The 15548-nt window shown below is 59.2% G+C and carries 15 protein-coding genes and 2 tRNA genes; 11 read left to right on the top strand and 6 right to left on the bottom strand.

Translation table 11 applies throughout. From position 1 onward, the window contains the following. Positions 1-507: 507 nt before the first annotated feature. Positions 508-1998, top strand: coding sequence for a stage IV sporulation protein A (gene spoIVA / locus DWY76_RS02260; protein WP_120079593.1), 1491 nt, complete (start codon positions 508-510; stop codon positions 1996-1998). 54 nt (positions 1999-2052) lie between these two features. Here spoIVA and DWY76_RS02265 read toward each other — a convergent pair whose 3' ends face one another. Together DWY76_RS02265 and DWY76_RS02270 are read right to left on the bottom strand one after the other, a co-directional pair. Further along, positions 2053-2604, bottom strand: a complete 552-nt coding sequence (locus DWY76_RS02265) for a DUF4364 family protein (protein ID WP_118527808.1) — start codon at positions 2602-2604, stop codon at positions 2053-2055. Between the two features lie 50 nt (positions 2605-2654). Continuing rightward, positions 2655-3590, bottom strand: coding sequence for a S1 RNA-binding domain-containing protein (locus DWY76_RS02270; protein WP_005941187.1), 936 nt, complete (start codon positions 3588-3590; stop codon positions 2655-2657). A gap of 205 nt (positions 3591-3795) precedes the next feature. Between DWY76_RS02270 and DWY76_RS02275 the strand changes: the two genes are divergently transcribed. From DWY76_RS02275 to DWY76_RS02305, 7 genes are all read left to right on the top strand, one after another. Continuing rightward, positions 3796-3984 (top strand): DUF951 domain-containing protein, encoded by a 189-nt coding sequence (locus DWY76_RS02275; protein ID WP_005941184.1) that lies wholly within the window; start codon positions 3796-3798, stop codon positions 3982-3984. 94 nt (positions 3985-4078) lie between these two features. Beyond that, positions 4079-5170 (top strand): peptide chain release factor 1, encoded by a 1092-nt coding sequence (gene prfA / locus DWY76_RS02280; RefSeq protein WP_118527804.1) that lies wholly within the window; start codon positions 4079-4081, stop codon positions 5168-5170. Positions 5171-5256: 86 nt separating this feature from the next. Continuing rightward, complete coding sequence (locus DWY76_RS02285) at positions 5257-6285, top strand: L-threonylcarbamoyladenylate synthase (RefSeq protein WP_044953601.1); 1029 nt, start codon at positions 5257-5259, stop codon at positions 6283-6285. Further along, a complete protein-coding gene (gene coaE, locus DWY76_RS02290) occupies positions 6282-6899 on the top strand; it encodes a dephospho-CoA kinase (RefSeq protein ID WP_097777900.1) in 618 nt (205 codons plus the stop codon). The genes DWY76_RS02285 and coaE overlap by 4 nt, the downstream gene beginning before the upstream one ends. After that, positions 6896-7564 (top strand): lytic transglycosylase domain-containing protein, encoded by a 669-nt coding sequence (locus tag DWY76_RS02295; RefSeq protein ID WP_097774904.1) that lies wholly within the window; start codon positions 6896-6898, stop codon positions 7562-7564. The genes coaE and DWY76_RS02295 overlap by 4 nt, the downstream gene beginning before the upstream one ends. Before the next feature lie 15 nt (positions 7565-7579). After that, on the top strand, positions 7580-8983 hold the full coding sequence (locus DWY76_RS02300; protein WP_120079595.1) for an aminopeptidase: 1404 nt from the start codon (positions 7580-7582) through the stop codon (positions 8981-8983). 140 nt (positions 8984-9123) lie between these two features. Then, a complete protein-coding gene (locus DWY76_RS02305) occupies positions 9124-9969 on the top strand; it encodes a MerR family transcriptional regulator (protein ID WP_120079597.1) in 846 nt (281 codons plus the stop codon). 14 nt (positions 9970-9983) lie between these two features. Here the strand turns inward: DWY76_RS02305 and DWY76_RS02310 are convergent, their stop codons facing one another. The 3 genes from DWY76_RS02310 to spoIVB all read right to left on the bottom strand — a co-directional run bounded on the left by DWY76_RS02310 (position 9984) and on the right by spoIVB (position 13021). Further along, the gene (locus DWY76_RS02310) at positions 9984-10826 is read right to left on the bottom strand and encodes a polysaccharide deacetylase family protein (RefSeq protein ID WP_243111890.1); all 843 of its coding nucleotides are present in this window, start codon (positions 10824-10826) and stop codon (positions 9984-9986) included. Positions 10827-10898: 72 nt separating this feature from the next. Continuing rightward, positions 10899-11657, bottom strand: coding sequence for a sporulation transcription factor Spo0A (gene spo0A / locus DWY76_RS02315; RefSeq protein WP_044953592.1), 759 nt, complete (start codon positions 11655-11657; stop codon positions 10899-10901). A 134-nt stretch (positions 11658-11791) separates the two neighbouring features. Next, on the bottom strand, positions 11792-13021 hold the full coding sequence (gene spoIVB, locus DWY76_RS02320) for a SpoIVB peptidase (protein WP_243111892.1): 1230 nt from the start codon (positions 13019-13021) through the stop codon (positions 11792-11794). A gap of 157 nt (positions 13022-13178) precedes the next feature. Between spoIVB and DWY76_RS02325 the strand changes: the two genes are divergently transcribed. Together DWY76_RS02325 and DWY76_RS02330 are read left to right on the top strand one after the other, a co-directional pair. Next, positions 13179-13260 (top strand) — tRNA-Leu (locus DWY76_RS02325). Positions 13261-13367: 107 nt separating this feature from the next. Further along, a complete protein-coding gene (locus DWY76_RS02330) occupies positions 13368-13550 on the top strand; it encodes a hypothetical protein (protein WP_120079600.1) in 183 nt (60 codons plus the stop codon). Positions 13551-13637: 87 nt separating this feature from the next. Here the strand turns inward: DWY76_RS02330 and DWY76_RS02335 are convergent. Next, positions 13638-13721, bottom strand: a tRNA-Leu gene (locus DWY76_RS02335). Positions 13722-14031: 310 nt separating this feature from the next. On the opposite strand from DWY76_RS02335, the gene DWY76_RS02340 reads away from it, so the two are divergent. Further along, on the top strand, positions 14032-15486 hold the full coding sequence (locus DWY76_RS02340) for a lipopolysaccharide biosynthesis protein (RefSeq protein ID WP_120079602.1): 1455 nt from the start codon (positions 14032-14034) through the stop codon (positions 15484-15486). The last annotated feature ends 62 nt before the right edge of the window (positions 15487-15548 follow it).

The following is a 15548-nucleotide window of genomic DNA, read 5'->3' on the forward strand; positions in this document are numbered from 1 at the left end:
TGTGCATTTTGCGTGGCAGCTCTCTTTTTGTTGGACGATTTAAAATGGTGGACTCACCCTCTCAGTCAAATCCTTCGGATTTGCCAGCTCCCCCGAAAGGGGGAGCTTCTGACGCATCCGCAAGGCTTGCATTTTATCTGGAAACTGCGCCGTTACTGCAAAAAGCTCCCCCTTCGGGGGAGCTGGCGAACGAATGTGAGCCTGAGAGGGTTCAGCATGCTGAAAGCAAACGAAAAAGCCTATTCTACAGCGCCGCGCTTTCGCAGAAAGCGGCGCTGTAAATGCTGTTTCCCTCTACGACCCCATCTGTGAAAAAGCAATTCAGGAAAATCCGCAGATTTTCCTGAATTGCAATTATAAAATAAATTTTCCGCTGAATATGCCCAGAGAAGAGCGGAGGGCATTCAAAATCGTTCCGGCATAATGCCCCGTCCTGTTTCATACGATTACAACAAGCGGACCGGAATCCTGTCCGGTGCACAGCGCAAACGGGAAGGGGAGAGCAATTTGGCAAATCAGGAACAGAAGAGCATCTGCCGCGAGATCGGCGCACGCACCGGCGGAGATATCTACATTGGGGTGGTTGGCCCGGTGCGCAGCGGCAAATCCACCTTTATCAAGCGTTTCATGGAACAGCTGGTGCTGCCCGCCATCGGCCCGGCGGCTGCGCGGGAGCGTGCCCGGGACGAGCTGCCCCAGTCGGCAGCGGGCCGCACCATCATGACCACGGAACCAAAATTCATCCCGGAAACAGCCGTGCCCCTGCAGTTGGAGGGCGGCGGCGAGTGCCGGGTGCGGCTCATCGACTGCGTGGGTTACATGGTGGAGGGGGCTATGGGCCACGAGGAGAACGACAAGCCCCGCATGGTCAAAAGCCCGTGGTTCGACCACGAGGTGCCCTTCGACCTTGCCGCCGAGACCGGCACCCGCAAGGTGATCTGCGAACATTCCACCATCGGCATCGTGGTCACCACCGACGGCTCTGTGAGCGACATCCCGCGGGAGGGCTATGCCAGAACCGAGAAGCGCATCGTGGAAGAACTGGATGCGCTGGGCAAGCCCTACATCATCCTGCTCAACAGCACCCACCCGGATGCGCCGGAGACGAAGCAGCTGGCCGAGGGCATGGCACGGGACTACGACCACACCGTGCTGCCGGTGAGCTGCGTGGATCTGGACGCGGAGGTACTCGGCAGCATCCTGCGGCAGGTGCTGTACGAGTTCCCGGTGCAGGAGCTGGATTTTGCCCTGCCGCGCTGGGTCACGATGCTGGAAAACGGCCACTGGCTGCAAACGCAGGTGTACGATGCGGCCATGCAGCTGGCGGCAAAGGTCTCCCGCATGAAGGATGTACCCTCCGGAACAGACGCACCTGCGCTGGAATGTGACGCGGTGCAGCGCTCGGCCATCAGCGGCATCGACCTTGCAAACGGCAGTGTGCGCATCACGGTGGAGCTGAAGCCGGAAATTTTCTATCAGGTGCTGAGCGAGCAGACCGGCCTTGCCATTGGCGACGAAGCGGGCCTGATGCCCTGCATCATGGAGCTGGCAAAGGCCAAACGGGAGTACGAGAAGGTGCGCAGCGCCCTTGAGCAGGTGGAAGCCACCGGCTACGGCATCGTGATGCCCACGGTCAGCGAGCTGAAACTGGAACAGCCCCAGATCGTGCGGCAGGGCACGAACTACGGCGTGCGGCTGGAAGCCTGCGCGCCCTCCATCCAGATGATGAAGGCCACCATCCACACCGAGATCAGCCCCATCGTGGGCACCGAAAAGCAGAGCGAGGACCTTGCCCGCAGCCTGCTGGCCGGCTTTGAGGACGACCCGGAAAAGCTGTGGGAGTCCAACATCTTTGGCAAGAGCCTGCACGAGCTGGTGAACGAAGGGTTGCAGAACAAGCTGCTGCACATGCCGCAGGAGGCCCGCACCCGCCTGCAGGAAACGCTGGAACGGGTCATCAATGAGGGCTGCACCGGGCTGATCTGCATTCTGATCTGACCGCTACAAAACAGAAGAGGGAAGCGCCGCGCGGGTGCCTCCCTCTTTATTTGTTCACTTTTCTTCTTCGGTCAGCTTATTGATGAGCATTTGGTAGATCTCGTTGCCCTTGAGGATGAACTGTTTTTTTACCAGCTCGGCGGTCAGCCGGTCCGGTGTGCCGAGGTCCAGACAGAACAGCTCACTGTCCAGCCCTTTCACCGTGCAGCGGATGGTGCAGTGGCCGTCCTCTTTTTCGGTAATGCTGGCACTGTACTTGGCTTCCTTGCGTGCCCATGTCTGGCAGCGCAGCACAGCGGCCACAGCGCGCTCCCGCACACTGCGGGGCAGGTCGTAGGCAAGCTCCTGCGCCACTTTGCGGCCCTTCTCGGTAATGGTGTAGCTGCCCTTTGTCAGGGTGACGAGCTGCTGCCTGGTGATATCGTCCAGACACGAGCCGATCTCGAAATAGTTCACCAGCGCTTCTTCCATCAGGGCGTTTTCAATCTCCTGCCGGGTAATGGGTCCGGCATTTTTGACCAGATAGCACAGCAGCAGCCGGATCTCGGTGCTGCTGGTCAACCCGCCGGGACGTACACCGGCAGTAAAAGCATCATTGGCGGCCATCGTTCCATACATCCCCCTTGCATTCCTTTTCTTTTATAGTATAAAGGCTTTCACGCCGGATTGCAAGCCGCAGCGGCAAAATCTGTCTCAATGCGCTTGGGGCTTTCCGGCGTGGAGTACACCCAGTGGTCCAGATGGCCCTCGGTGATGAAATACTTCAGCTCGAACCGGTGGCGCTGGCTCAGGGCGTGGTTTACGATCACCAGCTTGATCTTCATTTTTTCCGGCAGGATGTTTTTGATGTAGACGCTCACCGCCTGCCCGGGCACAAGGTCGGTGCAGCTCTCGGCAAGGCCCGCGAGGTTGGGCGCGATCTCGATAAAGGTGCCGTATTCCTCCACGCTGCGCACGATGCCCACCACGGTCTCACCCACGGTGAACCCGGCCGCATTTTCCTCCCATGTGCCCAGCAGTTCCCGGATGGTCAGCACAAAGCGGCCCTGTACATCCCGGTTCTTGACGGCGCACAAGATCTGCTGGCCCACGCTCACCCGGTCGGCGGGGGAGGAGATGCGGCTCACCGACATGCAGTCGATGGGCAGCAGGGCACTGATGCCGCAGCCCACATCACAGAACGCGCCAAACGGCTCGATATGGGTCACGGTACAGGGCAGGATATCGCCGGGCTGCAGGGTGTCCAGATAGTCGGCCTTGCACATCTGCTGCGCCAGCGCGCGGGAGAGCCGGTAGAAGGGCTGACCGTTCTCGTCGGTGTCCAGCGCTTCGATCACAAAGCAGGTGGGGCGGCCCACCCTCGTCAGCACCGCAATGTCCCGCACGGTGCCGTTTGCGGCACCATCGGCGCACTGGGCAAAGGGCATCACGGCTCTCACCCCGCCGATCTCGAACCGCAGCTGGCGCTGGGTATCAAAGGCCAGAGCAGTGGCCTGCAGGATCTCGCGGTTTGCCATGGCGGCGCGCAGTTCAGCGGGGGACAGGCGCGCAGCAGAACGGTAGTTGCCTTCGGTACGGTAAGCTTGCATCATCTTTCATTCCTCTTTCTCTGCTTTTTAGGCCGTGCTTGGAACGGCAGCGGCCTTTCTGTTAAAACTTATGCATCCGTATGGGCGGATATTTGCATTTTGTGCGGCTTTGCATTATACTATATCTGTATGCGCAGCAAACCGGCACGCCGGGCTTTGCGCACACACCGCCTGCTGTTTTGGGCAGGCAGAAGGGAGAAGCAGAGCTATGGACATTGCTGTAGGCGATACCATCCTCACCCGCAAAAAGCACCCCTGCGGAGCGTCCAGCTTCGAGGTACTGCGCGTCGGCATGGATTTTAAGATCCGGTGTACCGGCTGTGGGCGCGAGGTGATGCTGCCGCGTGCTAAAATTGAAAAGAACATCAAAAAGGTGGTAAAACCCGGGCAGGCCTAGCGCCCGGCGCAGCACGCATCCGGGGCGGAAAGGCCCCGGAGCCGTTCGGCTGCACGAACATGAATCTGAGTTTGTAAGGAGAACTGCCGGAATTATGCCGAACATGTTTACCCAGATGGATGCTGTCTGCCACCGCTTTGAAGAGCTTTCCATCCGCCTGAACCAGCCGGATACCGCCGCAGACCCTGCGCTTTTCCGCAGGCTGATGCGGGAGTACCACGATGCAGAACCTGTGGTGCAGGCCTACCGCGCGTGGCAGACCGCACAGGATCATCTGGCACAGGCCAAAGCTCTGCTGGAAGAACCGGGCGCACTTGACCCGGACTTCAAGCAGATGATACAGCAGGAAATCAGCGAAAAAAGTCAAGATGTGGCAAAGCTGGAAAATAATCTCAAAATTTTGCTGCTGCCCAAGGATGTGAACGATGGCAAAAATGTCATTGTGGAGATCCGCGGCGGCGCAGGAGGGGAGGAAGCTGCCCTGTTTGCCCACAGCCTGCTGCGCATGTACACCATGTATGTGCAAAGCAGGGGCTGGCAGCTGGAAATGCTCAACCTCAACGAGACGGAGCTTGGCGGCGTGAAGGAAGCCATCTTTTCGGTGGACGGTGCCGGGGCCTACAACCGCCTCAAGTACGAGAGCGGTGTGCACCGTGTGCAGCGCGTGCCGGAGACCGAGACGCAGGGCCGCATCCACACCTCCACGGCCACGGTAGCTGTGATGCCGCAGGCCGAAGAGGTGGACTTTGCGCTGGACATGAAGGATCTGCGTATCGACACCTTCCGCTCCTCCGGCGCGGGCGGTCAGCACATCAACAAAACCTCCAGCGCCATCCGTGTGACACATCTCCCCACCGGCATGGTGGTAGAATGCCAGAACGAGCGCAGCCAGTTCCAGAACAAGGACAAGGCGCTGGAGATCCTGCGCAGCCGCCTGCTGGCCCAGAAGCAGAAACAGCAGCAGGATGCCATCAACGCCAGCCGTCAGGGGCAGGTGGGCACCGGCGACCGCAGCGAAAAGATCCGCACCTACAACTTCCCGCAGGACCGCTGCACCGACCACCGCATCGGCCTGACCGTGCACAATCTTTCCAAGATCATGGACGGCAATCTGGACGAGGTGATCGACGCACTGGCCACCCGCGAACAGGCCGAAAAGCTGCAAAAGCTCAACGAGCAGGGCTGAAATGCGGTTTTGGAAATGAAACGATATCCTGTCGATAAATGCTGAAAAGCATAAATACTTTACAGATAGAAAGAACGATGATCCGTATGGAAATGAAAACTGAAATTTTGCCCGCATCGGACGAAAAGAGCATTGAAAAAGCCGCTGCCCTGCTGCAGAACGGTGAGCTGGTGGCCCTGCCCACCGAGACGGTTTACGGCATTGCTGCCGATGCCCGCAACGGCGAGGCTGTGAAGAAGATCTTTGTGGCCAAGGGCCGCCCGCAGGACAATCCCCTGATCGTCCACGTCACCGGACCGGAAATGCTGCCCGGCCTTGTCAGCGAGGTGCCGGAGCGCGCCCAGCTGCTGATGGCTGCGTTCTGCCCCGGCCCGCTCACCATCATCATGCCCCGCGGCCCGGAGGTGGCAGCGGAGTGCTGTGCCGGTCTGGACACCGTGGGCATCCGGATGCCCAGCCACCCGGTGGCCCGCGCCGTCATTGAAAAGAGCGGCTGCGCCTTTGCCGCCCCCAGCGCCAATCTTTCCGGCAAGCCCAGCCCCACCAACGCGCAGGATGTGTTCACCGATATGGACGGCCGCCTGCCGCTGATTTTGGACGGCGGCGAGTGCGACGTGGGCGTAGAAAGCACTGTGGTGTCGGTGGTGGGCGAAAAGCCCACCCTGTTCCGCCCGGGCCACATCACGCTGGAGGACCTCGAGCGTGCCCTCGGCGAAGAGGTGGAAGTGTCCAAAGCCATCCTCGAAAAGCTGCCGGAGGGTGCTGTGGTGCGCAGCCCCGGCATGAAGTACAAGCACTACGCACCCAAGGCGGATGTGACCTTGCTGGACGGCACCTTTGAGCAGTTCAAAGCCTATGTGGATGCCCACGCCGAGCAGAATCCCAGCTGCCTGTGCTTTACCGGCGAGGCGGAAAAGCTGGGTGTGCCCTGCGTGGAGTATGGACGCGAGGGCGACGGTGCCGATCAGGCAAAGCACATCTTCCGCTGCCTGCGCGCGCTGGATGAGCAGGGCGATGCCGTGGTCTACGCCCGCTGCCCGCAGAAGGACGGCCTTTCCATGGCGGTGTACAACCGCCTGATCCGCGCTGCGGCCTTCCGGGTGATCAAGCTATGATCGCGCTTGGCATCACGGGCCGCAGCGGCTGCGGCAAATCCACGGTCACGGCGGTGTTTTCGGCCCACGGTGTTCCGCTGGCCGATGCCGACCAGATCAGCCGCGAGATTTTACTGCCCGGCTCGCCGCTGCTGCCCCGGCTGGCCCAGAGGTTCGGCGCAGACATTTTAAAAGCAGACGGCACATTGGACCGCCGCCTGCTGGCTGACCGCGCTTTTGCCACCCCGGAAGGCAAGGCGGCGCTGGACAGCCTGACCCACCCGGAGATCGTGCGCCGCATCCGTGCGGCAAAGCAGGCAGCGCAGGATGCCGGTGCACCGCTGTTCGTGCTGGATGGCGCGGTCATCGTGGGGACTGCGGCGCAGGCCGAGTGTGACCGCCTGTGCGTGGTCACGGCACCGTTTGAGACCAGTGTGGCCCGCATCGTGGCCCGGGACGGCATCTCGGCTGAGATGGCCGCCCGCCGCCTGAACGCCCAGACACCGGAAAGCACCCTCACCGCGCAGGCAGACTATGTGCTGCGCAACGATTCCAGCCTTGCACATCTGCAGGCTGCGGCAGAGCAGCTCTGCACAAAGCTTCTGGCAGAAGGAGGTGCGGGAAAAGAACTTTGAACAAACGATATAACGAACAAGATCCTGCACCGCAGTACGACCCGGAGACGGCCCGCATCCGCCGCGCTCTCCGCGCCCAGAAGGCACGCCGCCGCAAAAAAATGCGCAGCCGCAGGCTGTTCCTGCTGGGCATGGCGCTGATCCTGCTGTTTGTGCTGGTGCCCAACTTGTGGGGCAGGGCAGAACGGCTTTTATACCCCCGCAAGTACGAAGTGCTGGTGGACCAGTGGGCGGAGACTTACGGCCTTGACCCGCTTCTGGTGGATGCCTTCATCCGCACCGAAAGCGGCTTTGACCCGCAGGCCACCTCCACTGTGGATGCCCGGGGCCTGATGCAGATGACCGAGGAGACCTTTATCTGGCTGCGCAGCAAGATCGCACCGGACGAAGGACTGCTCTTTGCAAATCTCTACGACCCGGAGACCAGCATCCGGTTCGGATGCTATTACCTGCACCTGTGCATGGAGCGCTACAACGGCGATGTTGCCACTGCCGCTGCCGCTTATCACAGCGGGTGGGGCACGGTAGATGCTCTTTTACAGATGGAAGAGCACTCCGCAGACGGCGAAACGCTGCAGGGCTTTCCCTATAACCAGATGAACCACTACGTAAAAAAGATCACTTCCTGCTATGCGCGGTATCAGCGTATCTATGCAGAAAGCTGAGAGGAGATAAGGAACATGAGCGAGAAACTTACCGCAAAGCAGGCTGCCGAACAGCTGCTTTACAAGCCGGAGTACGCCGCCGACAAGAGCGCCGACGTGAAGGAGAAGGCTGCAGCCTTTGCCGAAGGCTACAAAGCCTTCCTGAACGCTGCCAAGACCGAGCGCGAAGCTGCCGCCGCCAGCGAAAAGCTGCTGCTGGAGGCCGGTTACGAAAAGTTTGAGCCGAAAAAGACCTATGCCCCCGGCCAGAAGATCTACTTTGTGCAGGAGCACAAGGCGGTGGTGGCCGCTACCATCGGCCGGAAATCTTTTGAGGAGGGCTTCCGTCTGGTGATCGCCCACATCGACAGCCCCCGTCTGGACCTGCGCCCGAACCCGCTGTACGAAGCAAACCACCTCAGCTACTTCAAGACCCACTATTACGGCGGCATCCGCAAGTACCAGTGGGGCACCATGCCGCTGGCCATCCACGGCGTGTTCACCCGTGCCGATGGCTCCAGCGTGTCCTTTGCAGTGGGTGAGGACGAGAATGACCCTGTGTTCTGCATCACCGATCTGCTGCCCCATCTGGGTGCCGAGCAGAACGACCGCAAGCTCAGCGAGGGCATCAAGGCCGAGGAGCTGAACGTGCTCATCGGCTCCGACGCTGTGGAGGATGCCGACATCAAGGAGGCCGTCAAGCTGAACACCCTGATGCTGCTGCACGAAAAGTACGGCATCACCGAGCGGGACTTCACCCGCGCTGAGATCGAGGTGGTGCCCGCCCATAAGGCCCGGGACGTGGGCTTTGACCGCTCCATGGTGGGCGGCTACGGTCACGATGACCGTGTGGACGCATACCCCGCCCTTATGGCCGAGATCGAGACGAAAGATCCTGTGCACACCACCGTCTGCGTGCTGACCGATAAGGAAGAGATCGGCTCCGACGGTGTGACCGGCATGCAGAGCATGTATGTGTTCCACTTTATGCAGCTGCTGTGCCGCGCCGCCGGTCAGGACGACATCCTTGCCTTCCAGAACAGCGTGTGTCTCTCCGCCGATGTGACCGCCGCCTACGACCCCTCCTGGGCAAATGCCTTCGAGCCGCAGAACGGTACTTACGCAGGCCGCGGCGTGGCCTTCTTCAAGTATACCGGCAGCCGCGGCAAGAGCTCTGCCAGCGATGCTTCCGCTGAGCTGGTAGGGGATATCACCCGCCTGCTGGATGCCAACGGCGTGGCATGGCAGATCGGTGAGCTGGGCCGTCTGGATCTGGGCGGCGGCGGCACCATTGCCAAGTACGTGGCCAACCGCGGCATCCCGGTGCTGGACATCGGCGTGCCGGTGCTGTCCATGCACTCGCCCTTCGAGGTCATCCATAAGACCGACCTGTACATGGCTTACCGCACCTTCTCGCTGTTCTGCCAGGCTGAGCAGTAAGTTCTGTGCCTGAAAAAATATCCGCAGCGCTTCCCGGTTTGCAAAGACCAGCGGAAATACTGCGGATATTTTATTTTTGGCGCAAAAAGCTTGACCTTCAACCGTCTTTAAGGTGTAATGTAAGGGCGGAGGTGAAGCAGATGAACATCAAACAGGCTTCAGAGCAAAGCGGCGTGTCCGCCCCGAACATCCGCTTTTACGAAAAAGAAGGGCTTCTTACACCGGCACGCAGACAGGGCAATGACTACCGCGATTACACCGCCGGGGATGTCCGCACCCTCAAGCTCATCCGAATGCTGCGCATGCTGGATGTGCCGCTGCCCACCATCAAGGCGGTGCTGCGCGGGGAACAGCCCCTGCAGCAGGCGCTGCAAGCCCAGCAGACCGTGCTGGAGCAGCAGGCCGCGCATCTGGCGGCAGCCATGCAGTTTTGTGCCGACCTTGCCCGGCAGCGGCCGCAGGCAGAAACGCTGGATGTGGATGCCTGCCTGACCCGGATGGAAAAGCCTGCCGTACAGGGTGCGTTCTGTTCTGGCTGGCTGCAGGATTACCGCACGCTGGCACAGGTGCAGCACCAGAGGCATTTTTCCTTTATTCCGGAGGGCAGCATCAACACCCCGCAGGAGTTCACAGCGGCCTTGCAGGCGTATGCAGAGGAACACGGGATGCAGTTCAGCCTGAGCAAAGAGGGAATGTACCCGGAATTTTCGCTGGATGGGATCCTATACAAAGCCTACCGCAACCCGGGCAAGTACCGCGATGAGATCTGCTGTGATGCTGCATCTCCGGAACAGCTGAACACCGGGCTGCCGTCCCGGCGGGAGCGACAGCTGCAGGTCCTGCGCATCCTTCTGCCCGCAGCGTTCACCTTTGCCGCCATTCTGGCGGCAGGCTGGGTGGCGACCGGCGGAGCGGACTGGCTCTGGCTGGCAGCACTGGCAGCGGCAGGGGTCCTGCTTGGCCGCGGCTTTGAACACCGGCTGTAACTGGGCCAGTCTGCTCAGCTTAGCGGCAGAGCTTCGGCCACCGTCAGAAAGGTGTAGCCGTTGTCTGCATACCACCGGATAATGTCCGGCAGTGCTTCGGCAGTGGTGTGTGTGGAGGAAGAATCGTGCATCAATACGATGCAGTTCGTCTGCTGCCCGGTCTCGTGCACCACATTGCGGTAGATGGTGCCCGCGCTTGGGTGCCCGCCCACGGCATCCTCGGCGCACACGTTCCAGTCCACCCAATGCCAGCCTTTCTGCTCTACTTCGGCTTTCAGCTGCTTCATCAGGCCTTTGCCGCCGTAGCGCCGACTGACGGTGTTGGTGCTGCCGCCCGGAAACCGTAGATACCGGATGCTCTCGGCATCCACATAGGGCGCAATGCGCTCCTTTAAAAGGGCAATGTCCTCCCAATAAGCGTCGCTGCTGCGGTAGATATCGCTGTACTCGTGGGAAGCAGAGTGCAGCGCGATCTGGTGCCCGGCGCTGACCGCTTCGGTGAGCAGGGGCAGATACTTCTCGTTGTAACCGGTAGCCACCACAAAAAATGTGGCGTGCACTCCGGCCGCGTTCAGCGCGCTGAGCACATCCGGTGTGGTCTTGCTGGGGCCGTCGTCAAAGGTCAGGCAGACCCACTTTTCCGGCAGCGGCTGGGCAGCAGGTTCCTGCTGCTCCTGTGCCAGAGCCGAAACGGCGGGGGAGAGCATCGAAGTGTCCGGTGCCGGGGTAAGATCCTGCGCCTGACATCCGGTGACGACCGGCGGCGCAGCAGATACAAACCCCATAATGAAGGCGAACAGCATCACAGCCGCAACTCTGGCCCGCCTGCGCCGTGCGAGATATTCTGCAAGCTTCAAGAGCAAAACCTCCTTTGTCTGTTTGGTTTGCTCTTATCAGAATATGAACGACGGCGGATTCTATGAAAAAAATCAGCCCACTCTCTGCCGTTTATCCAGCCGCATCTTATCGGCTATCATCGCAATGAACTCCGAGTTCGTTGGTTTTCCCCGCAGGTTATGGATGGTGTAGCCGAAGTAGCTGTTGAGGGTGTCCACGTCTCCCCGGTCCCATGCCACCTCGATGGCGTGGCGGATGGCGCGCTCCACACGGCTGGCGGTGGTGCCGTTTTTCTTGGCGATTTCCGGGTAGAGGCGCTTGGTCACGGCGTTGATATATTCCGGCTCGTTCATGGTGAGCAGGATGGCATCCCGCAGGAACTGGTAGCCCTTGATGTGGGCAGGAACGCCGATCTGATGCAGGATCTCGGTAACGGTCAGCTCATCGCTGTCCACGCTGGTGTGCAGGATGTGCTTTTCCGGGCCAAGTGCCGCCTTGAGCACCCGTGCGGCAAGCACGGTCTCATCAAAGGGTTTTACAAAGTAGTAGGCAAAGCCTTCGTCCAGCAGCTCCTGTACCATCTCTTCGCTCTGGAAGGCACCGGTCACGAAGAAGGAGGTGTGCCGCTCACCGGCGGCATTGTAGCGCTGCTTTACCGCAAGGGCATCCAGACCGGGCATAAAAGCATCCAGCAGGACCACCTGCGGGCGCACGGTGAGCATTTTCTGCAGGACCTTGTTGCCGTCCTTTTCCACAACGGTCACGTCCACGCCCTTCTGCTCCAGCGCTTCGCGGCAGGCGGCAGTGAACGGGGCACCAGTATCCGACATCAAAAATCTAACTTTGTCCATGGTTGTTTCCTCCAATGTGTGCAGTTCCCTTAACACCATGGATTTTACCATAATTTTCCAGAACTTTCAACGGTTTATATTGGTAAATTTTGGCAAAGAAAATCGAAATGCGCAAATTTTTTTGCAGATCAGCTTTATGGCTGCGCAGCATCGTCTGTTTTTTCAACAGCGCGGGCCTGCTTGAGCATGGTCTGAGCAAAAATGCCGTAGCCCCGCGTGGGGTCGTTTACCAGCACATGGGTCACTGCACCCACCAGTCTGCCGTTCTGCAGGATGGGACTGCCGCTCATGCCCTGCACGATGCCGCCGGTTTTGGCAAGCAGCTGCCGGTCGGTCACGCGCAGGATCATGTTGCGGTGGGGGTCTGCGTCGTTTACCTTTTCAATGCGGATGCGGTATGCCTTGGGCACCTCGCCGTCCACAGTCGTCCAGATCTCGGCATCGCCCGGCACCACCTCCTGCGCAAAAGCCATCTCCAGCTCCGGGCCGGAAAATGCAGCCCGTGTTCTGCCATAGACCCCGGTCTTGCTGTTGATGCAGATGCTGCCAAGCGCATGGGTGCTCAGAAAGCGGCCCTTCAGCTCACCGGGGCTGCCCACGGTGCCGCTGGTACACCCCACGATCTGGCAGGGGACGATCTCGCCGCTGCGCAGGGCCACGCTCTCACCGGTGTCGCTGTCGCTGATGGGGTGGCCAAGCCCGGCAAACACCCCGGCGGCATTGTCCACAAAGGTCATGGTGCCTACCCCGGCGGAAGAATCCCGCACCCACATCCCGGCGCGCCACTGCCCGGCGGTGCTGTCCCACACGGGGGTCAGCCGGGTCTGGAATTGCTCACCATTGCGGATGTAGACCACCTGCACCGGCGCGCCTGCGGCCGTTTCCAGAGCATCGTGCACGGCATCGTTCGTCTCGGTCAGGGTGTCGTCCATGCGCACCACCCGGTCGCCCAGCCGCAGCCCGGCCTTCTTGGCGGGGTTCGCGGTGCCGTCCGGGGTGTTCAGGTCGGAAAAGCCCACAATGAGCGCGCCCTCGGAGAACATCTTAACGCCGAAAGGCGTACCGCACACTGTTACCACCGGACGTGTTTCCACCAGAGCGCGCACAGTCTTGACGGGCAGCCACCCGCCAATGGACAAAGTGGCCTGATAGCTGCCCGCAGCCTGCGTGCTGGCCGCGTTGCGGGAGCCAGCGGTGCGCAGCGGCTGCACATAGGCAAAACGGGGCAGGGTAAGGGTCTGGCCGGGTTCCAGCAAAATTTCAGCAGGCAGACTGTGCCACAGCCAGCCCAGCACCGCCAGCGCGGCCACCAGAAGATAAGTTGCCGCAATGCTGCCAGCGCGGCGTAGTTTTGATCTGCGCATCGGCAAAAAGCCCCTTTCCGCCATGGAAAATGATACGATCGTCCGGCGATAGTATGCGCTGTGAAGTGCGGAAATATCAATGCAGTGATTGACTTTTGCCGCCGGAACTGATACTATATTAAGGCGGTTTGGCCGCAGCTGCAGAATAGAAGAATACGCGGGTATGGTGGAATTGGCAGACGCGCAGGATTTAGGTTCCTGTGCCGCAAGGCGTGTGGGTTCGACCCCCACTACCCGCATAAGAGAAAAAGCGCGATGAGTTCTCAGAATTCATCGCGCTTTCTTTTATATAATAAATAGTGTTGTTCGAGGTCTGCTCCCTCGCACAAAAAGAAACCGGTACAAAATGGGTACACCCCTGATAGACATTCCTATTGATTGGGACCCGCAGGCTAAGCAACAGCAACGGGTTGCGTTAGCTGATTTTCCCGCAGCCCCTTGGCAGGGCTTTGAAAAATCAGAACGCGGCTCCAACAACTCCTCCCTGTTTCAGCCGCAGGCTGCGGTCGTCGTTGTTGCACTGGGCTGATTGCTTGCGGCATAAATGCCGCCGCCCTGTTCGAGGTCCCCTCCCTCGCACAAAAAGAAAAACCAGCACACAATGTGTACTGGTTTTTGGTGCGAGGGAGGGGACTCGAACCCCCAAGGATAAACCACACGCACCTCAAACGTGCGCGTCTGCCAGTTCCGCCACCCTCGCATACCGTATTGTTTTCGCAGCCCTGAAATCTCTGAGGTGAAAGACCGTGATGCGGACTGCTTGAATATATTACCACGTTCCCGGCAGATAGTCAAGCGCTTTTTCTCTTTTTAAATGAAATTTTTGGGCCGTCATTTCTTAAGAATATGTTGGTTGAAATGCATGGATGGGTGTGATATTATAAAACTAACTATCTCTGCTCAGTTGTTTTGGCAGCAGGGAAGAAGATGATAAGGATACGGCGGAAATGCATTTCTGCGCAGGGTGCAGACCGACCGGTTTTTTGAAAGGAATTTGAGTGGACGCAGGAATGAACGAGAAAAAAGAAAATGTTATTGTAAACGGTTTTTTCTGGCGCTTTGCAGAGCGGTGCGGTGTGCAGCTGATCTCAGCGGTGGTGTCCATCCTTCTGGCGCGCATCCTTACACCCGATGATTACGGCAAGGTGGCACTGGTGACGGTGTTCAACAATATCATGTATGTCCTGCTGGACTGCGGCATTGGCACCGCGCTGGTGCAGAAGAAGAAAGTGGACGAGCTGGATTACTCGTCGGCGTTCTTTTTCAGCATTGTGATCAGCTTTGTGCTGTATGGGGGAATGTTCGTGGCGGCGCCGTATCTGGCTGCTTTCTACAATGACCCCAGCATGACCCCGATCTTTCGCGGCATCAGCCTGACAGTGGCGGTCTGCGGCATCAAAACGATCCAGCAGGCGCATGTGACCCGGAACATGAAGTTCCAGTATTTTTTCTATTCCGCCTTTGCGGGCGCGATCGTATCCACGGTCCTGGGCCTGGGCCTTGCCTATATGGGTTTTGGAGTCTGGGCGCTGGTGGTGCAGCAGGTATCCAATATCACGGTGGACACGCTGGTGTTGTGGAAGCTGTCCTCCTGGCGGCCTAAGATGGAGTTTTCGTGGCAGCACCTGAAAGGGCTGCTCTCTTATGGCTGGAAGTTGCTGGCCTCGTCGCTGAGCAGCGTCATCTACAACAACCTGCGCAGCCTGATCATCGGCAAGATGTACACCTCGGCGGATCTGGCGTATTACAATCAGGGCGATAACCTGACTTATAATATCGCGTCAAGCGTGGATACTTCCATTGAGAGCGTTTTGTTCCCGGTCATGTCCTCACTGCAGGATGACCGTGCGCAGGTCAAGAACATGACCCGCCGCTCCATCAAGACCTGTACCTATATTATTGCGCCGGTGATGATGAGCACTGCGTTCTGTGCCGAACCGCTGGTGCGCCTGATCCTCACCGAGAAGTGGCTGCCCTGTGTGCTGTTCCTCAGGGTGTTCTGTCTGGGGTATGTGTGCTGGCCGATCATCACGGCAAACCTGAATGCAGCCAAGGCGGTGGGCCGCAGCGATCTTTACCTGAAATGTCAGCTTTTGAACGAAGGGGTGTGCATCCTTCTTCTGCTGGCAACATTCCGTGTCAGCGTCGAGGCCATTGCATATGGTATGCTGATCACGAATATTGTGACCCAGATCCTGGATGCACAGCTCAACAAAAAGCTGATCGGCTATGGCTATCTGGAACAGATGCGCGATATCCTGCCGACCCTGCTGCTGGCAGCGGGCGCGGGCCTGTGCATGTATCTGGTCATTTTCCTGCACCTGCCGGATCTGCTGACGGTGATCATTCAGGTGGTGGTTGGTCTGGGCATTTATCTGACAGGCTCTGCCATTCTGGAATTGGACACCTTTGAATATTTCAAGGATGTGCTGGCTCCGTCCATCCGGCAGAAGCTGAAACGCTGAAACCGGCATTTTGAATCGTGTGAAAATCCGTCGGGCGGGTGATGTCCGACGGATTTTTGTTC

The organism is Faecalibacterium sp. AF27-11BH, assembly GCF_003603005.1.
GTDB lineage: Bacteria > Bacillota > Clostridia > Oscillospirales > Ruminococcaceae > Faecalibacterium > Faecalibacterium taiwanense.

Excerpts from the sequence above, each read along its gene's own strand:
- DWY76_RS02285 (WP_044953601.1), top strand. The coding sequence starts at position 5,257 with ATGGAAATGAAAACTGAAATTTTGCCCGCATCGGACGAAAAGAGCATT.
- coaE (WP_097777900.1), top strand. The coding sequence starts at position 6,282 with ATGATCGCGCTTGGCATCACGGGCCGCAGCGGCTGCGGCAAATCCACG.
- DWY76_RS02270 (WP_005941187.1), bottom strand. The coding sequence starts at position 3,590 with ATGATGCAAGCTTACCGTACCGAAGGCAACTACCGTTCTGCTGCGCGC.
- DWY76_RS02265 (WP_118527808.1), bottom strand. The coding sequence starts at position 2,604 with ATGGCCGCCAATGATGCTTTTACTGCCGGTGTACGTCCCGGCGGGTTG.
- spo0A (WP_044953592.1), bottom strand. The coding sequence starts at position 11,657 with ATGGACAAAGTTAGATTTTTGATGTCGGATACTGGTGCCCCGTTCACT.
- DWY76_RS02340 (WP_120079602.1), top strand. The coding sequence starts at position 14,032 with ATGAACGAGAAAAAAGAAAATGTTATTGTAAACGGTTTTTTCTGGCGC.
- DWY76_RS02330 (WP_120079600.1), top strand. The coding sequence starts at position 13,368 with ATGGGTACACCCCTGATAGACATTCCTATTGATTGGGACCCGCAGGCT.
- DWY76_RS02300 (WP_120079595.1), top strand. The coding sequence starts at position 7,580 with ATGAGCGAGAAACTTACCGCAAAGCAGGCTGCCGAACAGCTGCTTTAC.
- prfA (WP_118527804.1), top strand. The coding sequence starts at position 4,079 with ATGCCGAACATGTTTACCCAGATGGATGCTGTCTGCCACCGCTTTGAA.
- DWY76_RS02305 (WP_120079597.1), top strand. The coding sequence starts at position 9,124 with ATGAACATCAAACAGGCTTCAGAGCAAAGCGGCGTGTCCGCCCCGAAC.
- spoIVB (WP_243111892.1), bottom strand. The coding sequence starts at position 13,021 with ATGCGCAGATCAAAACTACGCCGCGCTGGCAGCATTGCGGCAACTTAT.
- DWY76_RS02275 (WP_005941184.1), top strand. The coding sequence starts at position 3,796 with ATGGACATTGCTGTAGGCGATACCATCCTCACCCGCAAAAAGCACCCC.